The 16,133-nt window shown below is 45.4% G+C and carries 12 protein-coding genes; 6 read left to right on the top strand and 6 right to left on the bottom strand.

Annotated elements, in window-relative coordinates; translation table 11 throughout:
- Window positions 1-34 precede the first annotated feature (34 nt).
- From APB76_RS06585 to APB76_RS06595, 3 genes are read right to left on the bottom strand one after another with little or no spacing between them, the layout of a single operon-like run.
- Window positions 35-1,267, bottom strand: coding sequence for an ABC transporter substrate-binding protein (locus APB76_RS06585; RefSeq protein ID WP_054961045.1), 1,233 nt, complete (start codon window positions 1,265-1,267; stop codon window positions 35-37).
- Window positions 1,264-2,700, bottom strand: coding sequence for an ATP-binding protein (locus APB76_RS06590; RefSeq protein WP_054961044.1), 1,437 nt, complete (start codon window positions 2,698-2,700; stop codon window positions 1,264-1,266). The genes APB76_RS06585 and APB76_RS06590 overlap by 4 nt, the downstream gene beginning before the upstream one ends.
- The gene (locus APB76_RS06595; protein WP_049844732.1) at window positions 2,690-3,397 is read right to left on the bottom strand and encodes a response regulator; all 708 of its coding nucleotides are present in this window, start codon (window positions 3,395-3,397) and stop codon (window positions 2,690-2,692) included. The genes APB76_RS06590 and APB76_RS06595 overlap by 11 nt, the downstream gene beginning before the upstream one ends.
- A 241-nt stretch (window positions 3,398-3,638) precedes the next feature.
- Here APB76_RS06595 and ptsG point away from each other — a divergent pair, with 241 nt between their 5' ends.
- Window positions 3,639-5,081 carry a glucose-specific PTS transporter subunit IIBC gene (gene ptsG, locus APB76_RS06600; RefSeq protein ID WP_074181695.1) on the top strand — a complete coding sequence of 481 codons (1,443 nt, stop codon included), beginning with the start codon at window positions 3,639-3,641 and terminating at the stop codon, window positions 5,079-5,081.
- Window positions 5,082-5,163: 82 nt separating this feature from the next.
- Here ptsG and APB76_RS06605 read toward each other — a convergent pair whose 3' ends face one another.
- A complete protein-coding gene (locus APB76_RS06605) occupies window positions 5,164-6,678 on the bottom strand; it encodes an aldehyde dehydrogenase (NADP(+)) (RefSeq protein ID WP_054961043.1) in 1,515 nt (504 codons plus the stop codon).
- Window positions 6,679-6,711: 33 nt separating this feature from the next.
- Entirely contained in the window at window positions 6,712-7,713 is a 1,002-nt protein-coding gene (locus APB76_RS06610; protein WP_054961042.1) for a 4-hydroxyproline epimerase, read from the bottom strand.
- Window positions 7,714-7,824: 111 nt separating this feature from the next.
- Between APB76_RS06610 and APB76_RS06615 the strand changes: the two genes are divergently transcribed.
- From APB76_RS06615 to APB76_RS06625, 3 genes are all read left to right on the top strand, one after another.
- Window positions 7,825-9,090 carry an NAD(P)/FAD-dependent oxidoreductase gene (locus tag APB76_RS06615; RefSeq protein ID WP_054961041.1) on the top strand — a complete coding sequence of 422 codons (1,266 nt, stop codon included), beginning with the start codon at window positions 7,825-7,827 and terminating at the stop codon, window positions 9,088-9,090.
- 86 nt (window positions 9,091-9,176) lie between these two features.
- Window positions 9,177-10,145, top strand: a complete 969-nt coding sequence (lhpI, locus tag APB76_RS06620; protein ID WP_054961040.1) for a bifunctional Delta(1)-pyrroline-2-carboxylate/Delta(1)-piperideine-2-carboxylate reductase — start codon at window positions 9,177-9,179, stop codon at window positions 10,143-10,145.
- A 73-nt stretch (window positions 10,146-10,218) separates the two neighbouring features.
- Window positions 10,219-11,133, top strand: a complete 915-nt coding sequence (locus APB76_RS06625; RefSeq protein WP_054961039.1) for a dihydrodipicolinate synthase family protein — start codon at window positions 10,219-10,221, stop codon at window positions 11,131-11,133.
- Between the two features lie 34 nt (window positions 11,134-11,167).
- Here the strand turns inward: APB76_RS06625 and APB76_RS06630 are convergent, their stop codons facing one another.
- Window positions 11,168-12,052, bottom strand: coding sequence for a helix-turn-helix domain-containing protein (locus APB76_RS06630; protein ID WP_054961038.1), 885 nt, complete (start codon window positions 12,050-12,052; stop codon window positions 11,168-11,170).
- A gap of 174 nt (window positions 12,053-12,226) precedes the next feature.
- Between APB76_RS06630 and APB76_RS06635 the strand changes: the two genes are divergently transcribed.
- Both APB76_RS06635 and APB76_RS06640 read left to right on the top strand, forming a co-directional pair.
- The gene (locus tag APB76_RS06635; RefSeq protein WP_054961222.1) at window positions 12,227-13,426 is read left to right on the top strand and encodes a sugar efflux transporter; all 1,200 of its coding nucleotides are present in this window, start codon (window positions 12,227-12,229) and stop codon (window positions 13,424-13,426) included.
- Window positions 13,427-13,660: 234 nt separating this feature from the next.
- A complete protein-coding gene (locus APB76_RS06640; RefSeq protein ID WP_237767882.1) occupies window positions 13,661-16,120 on the top strand; it encodes a bifunctional diguanylate cyclase/phosphodiesterase in 2,460 nt (819 codons plus the stop codon).
- Window positions 16,121-16,133 lie beyond the last annotated feature (13 nt).

A 16,133-nucleotide genomic window follows, 5' to 3' on the forward strand; every position in this document is an offset into this window, starting at 1 on the left:
CAGTAATGCTCTACTGCTTCACTTACTCCATCATCTAATTGCTTTCTGCGATAGCAATAATGCGTTTTATCACTGTATCTGGCTCAAGATCTTTGTCGCGATAGAAGCGGAAAATGGCTGAGTTGATCGCTTGCTGGGCTACTGGGTTAACCGCCATCGAATCAATCATACTCGGCACTACTTTGTTATTGGTTGTTCCGACGTGGAAATCTTGATATGACTTTATCTGACAAGGGTTGAAGTCACTGATATCAATATCTTCTCTTACGGGAATAGAGCCTTTTATTCGGTTGAAGTCACGTTGAAAGTCTTTATCTGCCAGAATATCAGCGGCATGATTGGCTTGAGAAAAGCTAAAGGATTTGCTTGCCATAAATATGAGACTATCCATGTTAAACAGGAATACGCCGGCACTTTCTGGGGTAGCGTAGCAACCGATGTCATTGGGTACATTAATGTTGTTCGCCATTAACTCGCCTAATATCCAGTCTCCTCCGAGTTGGAACAGTGCTTGGTCTAAAGCCAGCGCACGAGTTGCAGTGTCCCATTTGGTGTCCGGTAGCGAGTTTTCTACCAATAAACTAATTTGTCTTAGTTGTTGCAGCGCGAGCCTCAAAGGTTCACTGTCGATACTCTCTTTTTGTAGCTCAACCATCGCTTTGGTATAAAACTCTACGCCTTGCGTTGAGATAACTAAATTCTCAAACAACATGGCGATTTGCCACGGTTGCTCACCGACGGCAAGTGGGCTGATTCCGCTTTGCTTAGCCAATTCCATAGTGGCGAACATTTGCTGCCATGTTTTTGGTACAGGCTGACCGAGAGAGTTTAGAAGTTTATGGTTCACCCATAACCAATTTAGTCGGTGCAAGGTCAATGGCAGGGCTACGTAACCATTTTTTGTTTTATTAATGTCTCTCGCTAGTGGGTATAAAGTCTCATCCCAATGATGCTTCTGCGCAACGGAATTGACCTCATGGAGAATGCCTATCGCATCCCAAGATTTGATACTCGGTCCTTCTGTCTGAGCAAAACTTGGTGGATTTCCCGCTAAGGCACGTGCTTGCAGAACCGTCATGGCGCTGTCACCACCGCCACCTAATACTGGGCTAGGGGAGAGTGCTAAGCCGTGGCTAGCGAGTTGTTTTTCAAGCACGTTGAGTGCCTGCTTTTCACCGTCCGATGTCCACCAATGAAGAAACTCGACATTAGCGTGAGCGGGTAGCGAGAGAAGAGAGAGGGACAATAGTGATACAAGTTTTTTCATAGCGAATCTCTCGGGAAAGATAACGTAGCGCATAATCCACCAAGCTGAGAGCGGGACAAGGTGAGAGAGCCGCCGTGCGCTTTGGCAATGCTCTGGGAAATGGTCAAGCCAAGCCCAGAGCCTTCATGCTCAGTGTTGGCTCGGAAATAGGGTTGGTAGAGCTTTTCGAATAGCTCTGGCTCTATCCCCTGACCATGATCCTCAATCCGAATATCAACATGCTCGATCTCTTCAAGCAAAGTGATTTCAGCTTTATCGCCGTATTTAAGCGCGTTGTCGACTAGGTTCTGAACGCAGCGTTTGATGGCTAAAGGCTTACCTGATAAGGGTTTATCAACATGCCCTAAGACTGTTAGGTTATCGGCTTTATGAGGAAATGATGTAGTAATATGTTGGATCAACTCATTAAGGTTGATAGGTTCAATTTCCTCGTGGATATCGGTGTCTTTTATGCATTGAAGGGCACCTTTGACCATGAGGTCGAGGTCATTAGCTATGCGAGTAAAACGCTCTCGGTCTAATTCATCATCAAGCATTTCGGCTCTGAGCTTGAGACAAGCAATCGGGGTCTTGAGATCATGAGAAATCGCGCCGAATAGCATTTCACGATCATTAATATGGCTATCTATTCTACGATTCATTTTGTTAAACGCTCTCACCGCCGCTTTTAACTCTTTGCTCCCCCTTTCCTTCACATTTGGCACATCGAGCCTGCTCGACATTAAGGTCGCAGCTTTAGCGAGCTCGCGAATAGGTAGTATCTCGCGGCGAACGATAAACCAAGTACAGAGCAAAAGTAGCAAGGCAGATAAACAGAGCGTTAACCATTCTCTAAGCTCGAAATAGCTAGTCTCAAGATTCACATAGGGGGCGGGTAGGACGGCAGCAAGGTAAAACCATTCATTTTCGGCCACTTCAACTTGCATCACTAGAATCGGCGGATCTAAATCCCCAAACGAGAGTGAGTAATGTGCCCAGAGTAGTGGCAGTTCATCAATAGGTAACTCGTTATTAAACACACGCAGGTTTTCTCTTTCAGTAAACTCAACGTCGATCTGTGGAACGCCTTGTAACTCATTCTTTAACACTTGCTCGACCTGATTGACGACCAGTGTTTTGGTCTCACTTTGAGCAATTGGCGGGACATCAATACGGTGGTTGTTAAGAGAGACAAAAAAGCGCGTGCCGCCCATATTTCTCAATTGGTTTAGGACTAAGTGCCGATATTCAGCAGGAAGAGTCTGGAAAAATGAAATCGTCGATGAGGCGCTTAACGCTAAGCTTTTAACGGTATTGGAGAGTCCTTGCTTGTCCCGCTCACTGGCATGCTGATACCAAATCAGTCCAGATAATAGCTGCGCGGCAAGAATCACCACCAACAGGAATGCGCTGGCACGAAAGGCTAACGACTGACTGAGTGCTCTAATTTTCATAGTGGACGTCCGTTGTCAGCATGTAGCCTTTGTTGCGAACTGTTAAGATCAAAGAGCGATCTTTATCTTCGAGATGATGTCGGAGGCGACTGATTTGAACATCAATACCTCGTTCAAACGGGTCGGCGTCTCTGCCCCATATCTCGCGGGCGATATCGTCGCGAGACAAGATAGCTTGAGCATTGTTTATAAATAGACCAAGCAAGGAGAGGTCTGCGCCACTGAGTTGTTTGACATGTTTGTTATCTAGGTGAGTGAGCTGACGAGTGACCGTATCGAGTTGCCATTCATTGAATATAACTTTACGGGTTAGCTTTGCCTCAGTGGTGTGTTGGCTGCGTCTTAAAATAGTCTTTATTCGAGCCAAGAGTTCACGAGGGCTGAATGATTTGGTGATGTAGTCATCCGCGCCCATTTCGAGTCCTGCTACTCGATCGGCCTCCTCGGTTACTGCAGTGAGCATGATGATCGGAATTTGCGAGTCACGACGAAGTTTTTGGCATAAGGTAAAGCCATCTTCACCGGGCATCATGATATCGAGAATGATTAAATCGGGTTGATTGGATTGTAATAAGCGCCACATCGCTTGACCATTCTCAGCACCAATGACCTCAAAGCCTGCTCGGCCAAGGTAGTCTGATAGGGCTTCTCTTAGCTCTAAGTTATCATCTACCACCAGTATCTGTTTGTTTTCCATTGTCATGCATCCTAGCTTGTGCGCACAAATATGATGCATTTTTGCTTACTCTTTCTCAATCGAGGACGAAGCAATTTTCAGATTTTGAAGCAACACTTTTGTAAGTCATCACTTACAAACTGGCAGTGTTTTGTAACCTTCAAAATTTCTAGACTCGATAAAATTTCCCTGACTTTACGTGAAACACAAAACCCGAGGCTTTCTCGGGTACTAAATGACTGACATAAGTCAGGAGGGAACCATGTTTGGAAGTTTATTTGGACAACTACAAAAAATAGGGCGGTCATTGATGCTGCCAGTTGCGGTGTTACCTGTTGCGGGCCTGATGCTCGGGATAGGTAATGCCGGATTCGCCTTCATTCCAGAGTCCTTAAGTAAGATTATGCTGGCGGCGGGCGATGGCGTATTTGGCAATATGCAGCTGATGTTTGCGGTCGGCGTAGCGCTTGGGTTATCTAAAGGTAATGATGGCGCCGCTGCACTCGCTGGCTTAGTCGGTTTGATTATTATGAACGCCTCGCTCGGTATCGTCACTGGTTTGAGAGGCTTTGAAACGGATGCGACTATTATGGGCGTCAGCACCCTGCAAACTGGGGTGTTTGGCGGGGTGATCATTGGTGCCGTCGCCGCTCTGATGTACAACCGTTTCTACAATATTCGTTTACCCGAGTATCTCGGCTTTTTTGCCGGAAAACGTTTTGTGCCGATTGTTACTGGTTTAAGTGCCATTGTCGTTGGTGCATTTTTGGCGTTTGCTTGGCCACCGGTAGGGCAAATGTTAGATGCATTCTCCCATTGGGCCGCTTATCAGAATCCAGTTTTGGCTTGGGCTGTTTATGGAGCAGGTGAGCGCTCACTACTTCCAGTTGGCTTACATCACATATGGAATGCGCCTTTTTTCTTCGAAGTTGGTAGCTACATTGATCCTGAGACAGGCAAAGAGATCACTGGTGAGTTAACTCGCTTCTTTGCTGGAGATAAAACCGCGGGTTATCTATCTGGTGGCTTCATGTATTCAATGTGGGCGCTACCTGCAGCGGCTCTTGCTATCTACCACTGTGCAACACCAGAGCGTAAGAAAATCGTCGGTGGTTTGATGATGTCAGCAGCTCTAACGTCGTGGCTAACAGGTATTACAGAACCTATCGAATTCACTTTCTTATTTGTTGCGCCGGTGCTGTACATCATTCATATCTTTTTGACTGGTATTGCCTTTGCTATTACTGCGTTCTTGGAGATCAAGCACAGTACTGACTTTGCCCACGGTGCGATTCAGTTCTTCTTGTACTACCCAATGTCGACTAACGCGTGGATGTTTATCATCATAGGTCCGATTTGGGCGTGTCTATACTATGGCTTGTTCCGCTTCTTAATCGTAAAACTGGATCTTAAGACACCGGGTCGTGAGACTGAAACTGCAGAAGTCAAAATTGCTGGTCAGCCAGATGAGATTGCGGTTGATGTGATTGCCGCGCTAGGTGGTAAAGCGAATATCAAGTCTGTTGATGCGTGTATAACCCGCTTGAGAGTATCAGTAAAAGATATTGCCAATGTCGATATAGAAAAACTCAAGCAGCTCGGTGCCCATGATGTGCTAGTGATAGGTGACAGCCTGCAAGCTATCTTTGGTACTCAGTCAGATACAATTAAATCTGAAATTCACGGAGTGCTCGCTACCTCCTGATCTTACCTTTCCCCCCTAAATCACCTGATTGGTAAGATTTTGCCAACCTCAAACGAGGTTGGCTTTTTCGTTTTACACTGATTTACTTCCCATCGACGCTCATACGTACATTTAGTGGATTAGCCGACTTCAATGCTTGAGGCAATAACTCTTCAGGCACCGATTGATAAGCGACCGGCCGTAGCCAACGTTTAATCGCCTCTGCGCCGACAGAAGTACTCGCGGGCATAGTGGAGGCAGGGTAAGGTCCGCCGTGTACCATGGCGTAACTGACTTCGACACCAGTCGGCCAACCATTAAACACGATGCGACCTGCGACTTCTTCCAATTCAGAGAGCAACAATGCGACGATCGCGTGATCATCACGATCCGCTTGTATGGTCGCGGTAAGGCTACCTGCTAAGTTTTGGCTAAGTTCAAGCATATCTTGGTCGTCTTCACACAAAACGACAATGGATTGGGGACCAAAGATCTCTTCTTGCCACTGAGGGTTTGAGCGCCACTTCTCGCTGGTGGTTTCAAACAGCATTGACGGTACGCCTTGCTCCGCGGACGATAGTGTGCGAGTAAGACCTGTTTGCTGTGCTCTTAGCTCACTTTGCTCTAGATAATTGTGCCTAATGCCGGCAGTGAGCATGGTTTGCCCTTGTTGTGCGGTAATACCTTTGCGTACGGCAGCTAGGAACTCATCGGTTGCACTGCTTTTTGCGACAAATACGACCGCGGGCTTGGTGCAGAACTGACCGCAGCCCATATTCATCGACATTACATATTCTTCAGCTAAAGACCTTGCGCCACTCTTCATTCGATTCGAAAGAATGAAGACAGGGTTTGAAGCGCCTAGTTCACCATAGAAAGGAATCGGTTCTGGTCTTCGCTGGGCGAGATCAAACAGTGTTCGACCTCCATGAATGGACCCCGTAAAACCAACCGCTTTAATTGCAGGGTGAGTGACTACAGCCTGCCCTAGTTCATGAGTGGTTCCCTGTAACAAAGCAAAAATGGCTTGAGGTAAGTTTACTGCGTCGAGTGCTTTTGCTATGCACTTAGCGACAATGTCACTGGTTCCAGGATGGGCTGGGTGACCTTTTACAATCACAGGGCAACCTGCCGCAAGTGCAGAAGCGGTATCGCCACCAGCGGTTGAGAAGGCAAGAGGGAAGTTAGAAGCGCCAAACACGGCAACAGGACCTAAGGCGATGTTTTGGCGGCGAATATCGGGTTTAGGTAAAGGCTCGCGAGATGGATTGGCAGTATCAAATATTGCCTCTTGCCAAAGACCTCCTTCGACTACATCGGCAAAGAGACGGAGTTGAGCCGTAGTGCGGCTTAGCTCGCCATTAAGTCTTGCGAGCGGGAGGGCAGACTCAAGATTTGCTCTTTCTACAATCGCTTGGCGCTCCTCTTCTAAGCAGTCGGCGATGGTCTGTAACAATTGACTACGTATATTGGGATAGGTTTGCCTATATGCTTTTGCTACTTCGTGAGCAGCAGTAATCGCCAGATCAACGTCTTGATCAGAATGCTCGGCGAATACCCCTTGTAGAGGCTGCTGTGTTTGAGGGTTTATGGCTGAAAAAGTAGTTGCGGTACTCATAACGGGTTCCTAGTTGTTCTTATTGGATTCGGGTTATTTAAGTTCAAAGCCATATGCGTAAGGGTCTTGATCATCTACCCATATGGTGTTGTGTCCTGTGACTTGAGCCCAACCTTCGATGCTTGGCAGTATGGCCGCGCGCCCGTTGACCTCAGTGATACCTTCAATAAGGCCAGTGAACAAGCTGCCAATAATGCTTTCGTGGATAAAATCTTCGCCCTGTTTGAGTTTTCCTTTAGCATACCATTGCGCCATTCGCGCGCTTGTTCCTGTACCACATGGTGAGCGGTCGAGCGCTTTTTCACCGTAGAAAACGGCATTTCGTGCGGTAGAATCAGGCTGAGTCGGTGTGCCTGTCCACAAAACATGAGATACACCACATACGGTTGGGTCATCTGGGTGGATACATTCGACGGCCTGTGACACAGCCTGTCTAACTTTAGGGCTAAGCATTAGAATTTCATCTGATGAGTAGTGTTCAAGCCCTTGATAGTTTTCTTGTGGATCAACAATGACGTAGTAATTGCCACCATAAGAAACATCAACAGTTATCTCACCCAGCCCTTCCACGTTAACGGTGACATCTTGATGGGCTAGGTAGGCAGGAACATTGTAGATCTTCACTGAGGTGACTTTCTCGCCATCGCGTTGGTAATGCACTTCAATTTGACCAGCCGGAACATCGAGGATCAATTTGCCTTCGACACGCGGAGTTATCAAACGATGTTCTAGGGCTGATGTCACGGTACCGATTGTGCCGTGTCCACACATCGGCAGGCAGCCGCTAGTTTCGATAAACAGAATCGAAGCATCAGCATTCTCACTGCAAGGAGGAAGAACAACCGAACCAGACATCATTGCATGACCGCGAGGTTCAAACATGAGCGATTGACGGATCCAATCATAGTGCTCCAAGAAAAACTGACGCTTGTCGCTCATCGTCTTGCCTTCTAAATGAGGAACACCGCCTGCCACTAGCCGGACAGGGTTGCCACAGGTGTGGGCATCGATACAAAAGAAGGTTCCTTGTCTCATTTCTTGCTCCTTGAATAAGAAATTAGTTGAAGTAGTGAGATTGGATGTTATCGTGATGTTAAGTATATTTTATACAATTTTGTTTTTGAAACGTGATAAGGAGCAAAATAAATGGTGAGCAACAATTCAGCAGATTCGCAAAATATTGCAGTGATTGGTGGTGGGATAATTGGCTTGTGTATCGCTCTGAAGTTGCAACTTGAAGGTGAAAATGTGACGGTTTTCGATAAGCGTGGAGCTGGACAAGGATGCTCAAAAGGTAACGCAGGGCACTTCGCGACAGAACAAATTTTTCCGCTTGCTACACCTGCTCTTTTGCCCCAACTTCCGAAGATGCTCTTGTCTCGTCAAAGCCCGGTCTCAATACGCTTTCAAGACATTCACAAAACCACTCCTTGGATGATTCGTTTCTTATTAAATGCGAGAGATAAAACGACCAAGCAATCCACTCAAGCCTTGACTCAACTCAATCAGAACGCGATGCAAAGTTGGTTCGCGCTGCTTGAAGAAGTCGGGTTGCAACACTTAATCGAGATGGACGGTTCATTGCTGATATTTGAAAGTGAGCGGCTGTTTGATTCGTATCGTGCGACGCTAAACAGCTTACGAGAACATGGGGTGGAGTGCCAAGTTTGGCAACAAGACAAACTGCGCGAGCGAGTTCCTCAACTTTCTGATTCAGTAAAATTTGGCGTGTATTTTCCAGATACTAGCCATAGTCTAAACCCTTATAGGCTATGCGTTGAGCTTGAATCTTCTTTTAAGTTTCGACAAGGGAAGTGGGTAGAAGAACAAGTGGAAGAGGCATTTTTTAACGGTGAGTTAGGTGTTGTCGCAACGGAAAATGAAAGTTACTCGTTTGACAAAATTGTCATTGCCACTGGCGCAGAGTCCGTAGACTTGGTCAAAAAAATCACCGGCATTAAGGTGCCACTACAAGCAGAAAGAGGTTACCACTTAATGGTGCCGGAGCTCAAAAATTGTCTCCCGTTTCCTGTCAGTTCTGCGGATAGAAAATTCATCATGACACCTATGGAAGAGGGACTGAGGTTGGCGGGTACGGTTGAGTATGCAGGGCTGAATTCGCCGCCTAACATGAAACGCGCAACCATGCTTAAAGAGTTAGCGAAAGGGCTTTTGAAGTCGGAGTTATCGTATGAGTCGGATGGTGAAAAATGGATGGGAAACCGCCCCTCATTACCTGATTCTTTGCCCGTCATCGACAGCGTAGAAAATGGAAAAATACTGTTTGCTTTTGGCCATCAACACCTTGGTCTTACGCAAGCAGCTATCACTGCAGACTTAGTCAGTGAGCTAAGCCGACAGCGTGAGCCATCGCTTAATATTTCTCCATTCGCGCTAAGTCGCTTTTGCTAAAAAAATTTATAATTAAATATTGTATAAAATATACTGACGTATTATGTTAACAAAAGGTTGCAGTGAAAATGCAAAAGGAACGAGAGATGATTAACTTAGACGCACAGCAAATAGTCAACTGCCTTTCGATGGTAGGGCTGATTGAGTCAATGCGACTAACTTACCAAGAGCAAGCAACTATTCCACAGCGTAACGTGATGCCTTTAGAGATAGATAAATACGATGCGTTTGCCTTGTTACCTGCTTGGAGTGAATCGCTGATCACCGTCAAAGCTTTTACCTATTTCCCAGATAACTACATCGAAGGCAAAGACAGTTTAGCGTCAAAAATCCTCGCCTTTGATCGCTCTAATGGTGAACCACTGGCTTTGCTCGATGGCAAAGTCCTTACTTACTGGCGCACAGCTGCTGCATCTGCGCTTGCTGCCGATTATTTAGCAAGGCGTGAAGCGAAAAACCTGCTCATTTGTGGAACGGGCAACCTTGCTCCCTACATCGCTTACGCCTATTCAGCCATTCGTCCGATACACAAAGTTCTGATTTGGGGGCGCGATGAGCAAAAAGCACGTCAAACTCTCGATACTATTTCATCGAGCAACGAGTATCAGTCTCTGCCGAGTTCTCATCAGTTCACGCTAGAAGTCATTAACGATGTCGACTCAGTACTTGATCAAGTGGATATCATTTCATGCGTAACGGGATCAGATAAGCCTTTGTTTAGTGGTGCTCTTGTTCAACCGGGGACTCATATCGATCTGATTGGTAATCACGATTCTGACAAGCGCGAGTGTGACAGCACTGCAGTTCAACGGTCCAGTGTGTTTGTCGATAGTAGAGTTAATGTATTGGCAGAAGCGGGTGATTTGTTGATCCCGATCGAAGAGGGAGTTTTCGCTGCCGAGAACATACAAGCAGAGTTGGCTGACTTGTGTCGTAAATCTCATCGAGGTCGCAGTGATGAAGAGGAAATAACCTTATATAAATCAGTAGGGAGTGCCCTTGCTGATCTTGCGGCAGTAAGGTTTGTGCTACAAGAAAAAGAGATTTTTAACTAGGGGAAATCCCCGCTTTAATTGCAGTTTCGACTGCAAACTTAAATTGCATATAATATACAAATGGAAGGTAAAGATGAACGTAGATTGGAAAGGTGTCTACCCTGCAGTAAGTACTCAGTTCCGTAAAGATCAGAGCATTGATCTCGACGCCACGCAAACTGTAATCGATAACCAAATTAATGATGGCGTCAACGGCATTATTTGTTTGGGGACGGTTGGTGAAAACTGCGCGCTATACCCTGAAGAGAAGCGTCAGTTGCTTTTGGCCGCAAAGGAAGTGGTTGCTGATAGAGTACCGTTGATTGCAGGAACGGCAGAGTCGATAACTACTGCGGCGATTGATTACATGCAAGATGCGCAAAAAATAGGTATCGATGGCTGCATGGTGATGCCAGCAATGGTTTACCGCACATCGGATAGCGAAACAGTGGACTACTACCGCACTCTTGCGCAAGCAACGCCTGAAATGCCAATTATGATTTACAACAACCCAGTTTCCTATGGCGTCGATGTGAATCTTGATCTAATGGAACAACTTGCAGAGTGTGAAAGTATCGTTGCGGTTAAAGAGTCTACCACTGACACGCGTCGTATTACTGAACTGTACAATCGTTTCGACGACCGTTTTACTGTTTTTAGTGGTGTTGATGATATCGCATTGGAATCTCTCATGCTCGGTGCTACCGGGTGGATCTCTGGTTTAACTAACGCATTTCCTGCTGAATCTGTTGCTATCTATAAACTAGCGAGCCAAGGGCGCTATGCTGAAGCGTTAGAAATCTACCGTTGGTTCTTACCTTTGCTTCGTTTAGATACGATTCCAACTTTGGTTCAATGTATTAAACTGGCGGAACAGGTGTGTGGTCGAGGCAGCGAGCAAGTACGTGCTCCACGCCAAATTCTTAAAGGTGAAGAGCGTGCTAAAGTGATCGCTTTAGTTGAACAAGCAATCGCGACTCGCCCAGATTTGTCTAAGTACAATCTCTAAATCATGTTCCTAGCAGGGCAAGTTCTATCTTGCCCTAATTAAACCGAGCCCGAAACTGGGTGGGTGTCATCTGCTTTACGGCGCGGAACTGGCGGTTGAAATTAGAAAGGTTAGGAAAGCCTGCTTTTTCCGCGACCAACGCGATTGGAGATTGAGTACTAGCAAGCAGCTCACACGCTTTACCAATTCGAAATAGCTTTAAGTGATCGGAGAAACTGACACCAAAGTGCTTTTCGAACAGCCTATATGCCGAGCTTTCACTCATGTGGAGGGCGTGGCATACATCAGAGATTCTGATCGGCTCGTGGAAGTGCTTTTCAATGTAGTGCGTGGCTCTTTCCACTTTCTGATGGGTATCCCTATCAGAGGTTTGGCTAATTCGATAAGGCGTCGTAGAAAGTTTCTGGGACTCCAAATCATCCGCTAAGTGAATAAGAACTTCCATGACTTTTAAAGCTTGGTAGTGGCGTTCAAGCGATTCCGTTCCAATCAACAGCTGCGCCACTTTTTGCGCAGTATCGTCACTGAACTTGATACCAAACGCCGCTTTTTCTAGTAGCGCTTTGATATTTCGTGCTTCGGGGATGGTTGACTGAAGCCTCTCAATCCAATGATGCTTAAGCCAAACGATGATAGAGCTGTGCGGTTTTTCTACACTGCTTGCAAGCTTGCCTGTAATCATATGCGGTAACCCTGGCCCATAAAGCAGAAGCGTGTTGTTATGGACTTGGCCTATTGCATCGCCTGCAAGATAATTGCCGTTAAAGACATTCTCCGGATCAAGGTAAAGGACCAGCTCGTATTCAGAGTGATAGTGCCATGAGCAAGCAAACTCTTCTTTCTTTACACGACAATGAAATTCTCGCACCAACCAGTCGTAATTTGGTGCGCTGAGTACATTTTCTATAAATGGTTTCATCAATAATCCCCTTTGTCATCGCCTAGGCTAAGCCAGATGACTTTAGCCGTCAAAAACAAAAGAGATCTTGAAGGAATAGTATTAGAGGTGGCTCGAATACTATCAATTGATAGGCATCGGTTTGATTAAACTAGCGTTAATTGAATGACATTACACCGCAAGAGTTATCTCATGATCTATAAAGATAAAATTGCTCTCTTATTTATTTTCACCGCATTTGTAACAGGCTTATGTGGCGCGTTTTTTTACCCACTTTCGAGCTTATTTATCGTCGAACAGCTTGGCGCCTCACCAATGATGCTGAGCTTATATATGGTGCTCGCAGTCGTGAGTTCCGTTGTCGTCTCGCAGCTGTTGGCTGCTCAATCTGACAAGAACTGGCAACGAAAAACGATTTTAGTTGTATCGTTGACCTGTTACTTGGTTACAGTAGTGAGCTTTATCTTTATCCGAGACTATTGGATGGGGGTCACAATAGCCACTCTGTTTGGCAGCTTTGGTGGCGCGGCGTTTGGACAGCTATTCGCCATGGGGCGCGAGTATGCGGATGATAACGTTGAAGATAGTACAACATTCCTATCGACCATGCGCGCAGGTATTGCCATTGCGTGGGTGTTCGGGCCGCCTATCGCTTTTATGCTTAAAGCGAGCTTTGGTTTTGGCGCTGCATTTAGTACATCTGCTGTCATTGTCGCTGTCGGTATCTTAGTGATCATGTTTTTCTTACCTTCGTGTCAAACGGCTGCCGAAGAGTTAGAAGAAAACCCTACTAAACCAAGTTCGAAAGGTAAAGGGGGCTTAATTTCTCTGTATTGCCTCGTGCTGGTTGTCGCTTTTGGAGCCAACAATCTCTATATCACCAGTATGCCTCTCTATCTCTCGCAAGAGTTACAAGTCGACCCTAACTGGTTAGGCTTTTTATTTGGTGCTGGCGCACTATGTGAGATCCCTGTGATGCTTTGGGCTGGGCGCTTGTCGGAGAAAGTAGGGACGGTAAAACTACTGCTTATGGGAATTACCAGTGGTACGCTTTTCTATGCGGTAATGCTGACCAACACAAGCTTTGAGGCCATGTTAGCCGCTCAACTATTGAATGGGTTCTTTATTGGTATTTGTGCCACATTGGGCATGGTGGTTCTGCAAGACATGATGCGAGATAGATTAGGAACAGCATCAACTTTGTTCTCTAATATGCTAAATATCAGCATGCTAGTAGCGAGCCTTTCTGTCGGCGTAGTCGGTGAACTATACAATTATTACAGTACGTTATATGTCTCTTTGTGTGGAACCTTGGCTGCACTCATTCTGTTAGTGTTGTTTAATATAAAGTTGAATCGAACTGGAGATGAACTGAAGCAGGCAAAGGTGTCTTAATTAGGTAGTAAATGATTTATAGAGAGAGTTGATGGACGGCAACATTCCTTACAATACAAGATGTTATTTGCAATCTTGAGTTTGATGGAGTTCTTTTTTCTAGTTCAAAAGTTAACCAAGCACTCAACTTTAGTACTGTTTTATATTGTGGGAGATAGTTTGAAGTATAGTTATTAAATATATCTATACTATTTATGGTTGTTGGAATTGGCGTCTCTTAACGATAGAAAACTGGTGCTGTTAATTCGATATGTACCCACCTTGATTGTTGCTTTGTTTGCGACTGTCATCATGTTGGTGTTTATCAGCGACAGTAAGGAAAAAGCACGCCTTAGTGTTGAATCGTTACGAAGCAATATGTTGGGTCACCAAAAGCAAGTGATCTTTGAGCAAGTGGAGCAGGTTTACAACCGAGTTGTCTATCGTCAGGCACAAACGGTATCAGAGTTAAAAAATCAGGCAAAGCAAAGAGTTGATGAAGCTCATCAAATCGCCGTAAGTATCTTCCAAAATAACCCGAATAAAAGTAAATCAGAGATCAAGAAAATGATCTCTGATGCCCTCAAGCCTATTCGTTTCTATAACAATCGCGGTTACTTCTTCATCTTTCAGATGGACGGTATCAACGTAATGCACGCCCTTAAGCCGCAAATAGAAGGTAATTCGGCGTGGAATGCTGTCGATATTAAAGGCACCTACATCTTAAGAGAACATATCAAGCTGATTCAGCAGAATGACGGTGAAGCTTTTTATCGCTGGTGGTACCAAAAGCCGGGCTTCCCTGTCACACAAGAATTTGAAAAGATAGGTTTTGGTAAAGCCTTTGAGCCGTATGACTGGTTTATAGGAACGGGTGAATACGTAGCTGATGTAGAGGGAGACGTAAAATCTGCCTTGATTACAAGTATTGCTGATTACCAATCTAACCAAGAAGAAAAGGTGTTTATCTTTGATGCCGATGGCGTCATTTTAGTGCATGAAAACTCTGATTTGGTTGGAAAGAATGTTTATCAACTCGACGGTCAATTGGCTAAAGCTTGGCAGAAACTCACTCGTCGTGATTTCGCGCAAGGCGATTTCATTGAGCCTCCAATTGAACAAGTCAGCGCAAATTCCAAAATTGCCTATTTGAGGCAGTTTAATCCTTGGGGCTGGTATATCGGTGCCTCGTTTCCGATCAACGAAGTTAATCGTTACATAGAGAAGCAGCAAGAGATACTTGAAGACAGCCACAACCAGCAGTTAATTAACCTCGTTCTTATTAGCTTAGCCTCAACGTTGCTCATGGTTGGACTGAGCTTTGTAGCAAGCCATATTATTGTGAAGCGTTTTGGCAAGTTCCAACAACGGATTACCGATGACTTTGAGCGCTTAGAAGAGTCCAAAAACCAAATGCAGTATATGGCGCTGCATGACCCACTAACTGGGTTATCCAACCGCTCTGCTCTGATAGAGCAAATTGAAACGGGAATCAAACAATCGAAAGATAGCCAGAAAAAGCTTGCCGTTATCTTCTTGGATTTAGATGACTTTAAAAAAGTTAACGATCTTTATGGACACTCTGTGGGTGACAAGCTTTTAGAGTGCTTAAGTCGTAAGTTCGAATCACTGCTTGAACCTCAAGACTCCGTGGCTCGTTTCGGTGGCGATGAGTTTATTTTCTGTTTCCCAGCGTTAGACGACAAGCAGCATGCGATCGCGAAAACATCGGCAGTCAAAAGCGTGTTTGATGAGCCCTTGATCATTGATGGACGCTTACTGACAGCCGATTGCAGCATCGGTGTCAGTATGTATCCATGTGACAGTGATAGCGCAGAAACCTTAATCACCAATGCAGACATGGTCCTTTACCGTTCTAAGCAAAATAAGAAAGGCAGCATCCTTTTCTTTGATCATGAGATTAATCAACAGATCAAAGATGAGTATCAAATTGAACAACAGCTAAAACATGCGCTGCGCCGTCAGGAACTTAGCGTGGTGTATCAGCCCCAAATATGTACTGCGCGCGGAGAAACGGTGGGTGTTGAAGCCTTAGTCCGATGGAACTCGAAAAAGCACGGATTTGTCCCACCGGATGTTTTCATTCCTCTTGCAGAAGAGAATGGAATGATCAACGAAATAGGGCTGTTTGTGTTTAGGAAAGCTTGTGAAGATATTTGCCACTTACCGGGTAATGCAGGTGAAGGGTTGAATGTTTCTATCAATGTTTCTCCTAAACAGCTGCTGCTCGATGGTTTCGTCGAAAGCTTACTTGCGATAACGACCGAGGTGGGAATAACCACCAACCGAATTATGCTTGAAGTGACGGAAAGCATTTTTATTCACGATCTGGAGAGAGTAACACCTATCATTGCTCGATTGCAGTCACATGGATTCAGCATCTCACTGGATGACTTTGGCACTGGCTACTCTTGCTTGAGCCATCTTAATCAGTTCACTATTGACGAGTTAAAGATTGATAAGAGCTTTATCGCTAATTTAACGGACAACGCGCAAAGCAATGCATTGATCAAAGCGATCTTGGCAATCGGAGAGACTTACCAAATTAAAGTGGTCGCAGAAGGGGTCGAAACGAAAGAACAACACATGATGCTAAGCTCATACGGTTGCAACTGTGTCCAAGGTTATTACTTCTCTAAACCCATTCCTGTTGAAGCGCTAAATGTGTGGTTGCAAGAGCGAGAGCAAGCTTAGAAGCCAAGTGCTA

Source organism: Vibrio bivalvicida, from assembly GCF_001399455.2.
Taxonomy (GTDB): Bacteria; Pseudomonadota; Gammaproteobacteria; order Enterobacterales; family Vibrionaceae; genus Vibrio; species Vibrio bivalvicida.

Coding starts and splice junctions, on each gene's coding strand:
- APB76_RS06585 (WP_054961045.1), bottom strand. CDS start 1,267: ATGAAAAAACTTGTATCACTATTGTCCCTCTCTCTTCTCTCGCTACCC.
- APB76_RS06590 (WP_054961044.1), bottom strand. CDS start 2,700: ATGAAAATTAGAGCACTCAGTCAGTCGTTAGCCTTTCGTGCCAGCGCA.
- APB76_RS06595 (WP_049844732.1), bottom strand. CDS start 3,397: ATGGAAAACAAACAGATACTGGTGGTAGATGATAACTTAGAGCTAAGA.
- ptsG (WP_074181695.1), top strand. CDS start 3,639: ATGTTTGGAAGTTTATTTGGACAACTACAAAAAATAGGGCGGTCATTG.
- APB76_RS06605 (WP_054961043.1), bottom strand. CDS start 6,678: ATGAGTACCGCAACTACTTTTTCAGCCATAAACCCTCAAACACAGCAG.
- APB76_RS06610 (WP_054961042.1), bottom strand. CDS start 7,713: ATGAGACAAGGAACCTTCTTTTGTATCGATGCCCACACCTGTGGCAAC.
- APB76_RS06615 (WP_054961041.1), top strand. CDS start 7,825: ATGGTGAGCAACAATTCAGCAGATTCGCAAAATATTGCAGTGATTGGT.
- lhpI (WP_054961040.1), top strand. CDS start 9,177: ATGATTAACTTAGACGCACAGCAAATAGTCAACTGCCTTTCGATGGTA.
- APB76_RS06625 (WP_054961039.1), top strand. CDS start 10,219: ATGAACGTAGATTGGAAAGGTGTCTACCCTGCAGTAAGTACTCAGTTC.
- APB76_RS06630 (WP_054961038.1), bottom strand. CDS start 12,052: ATGAAACCATTTATAGAAAATGTACTCAGCGCACCAAATTACGACTGG.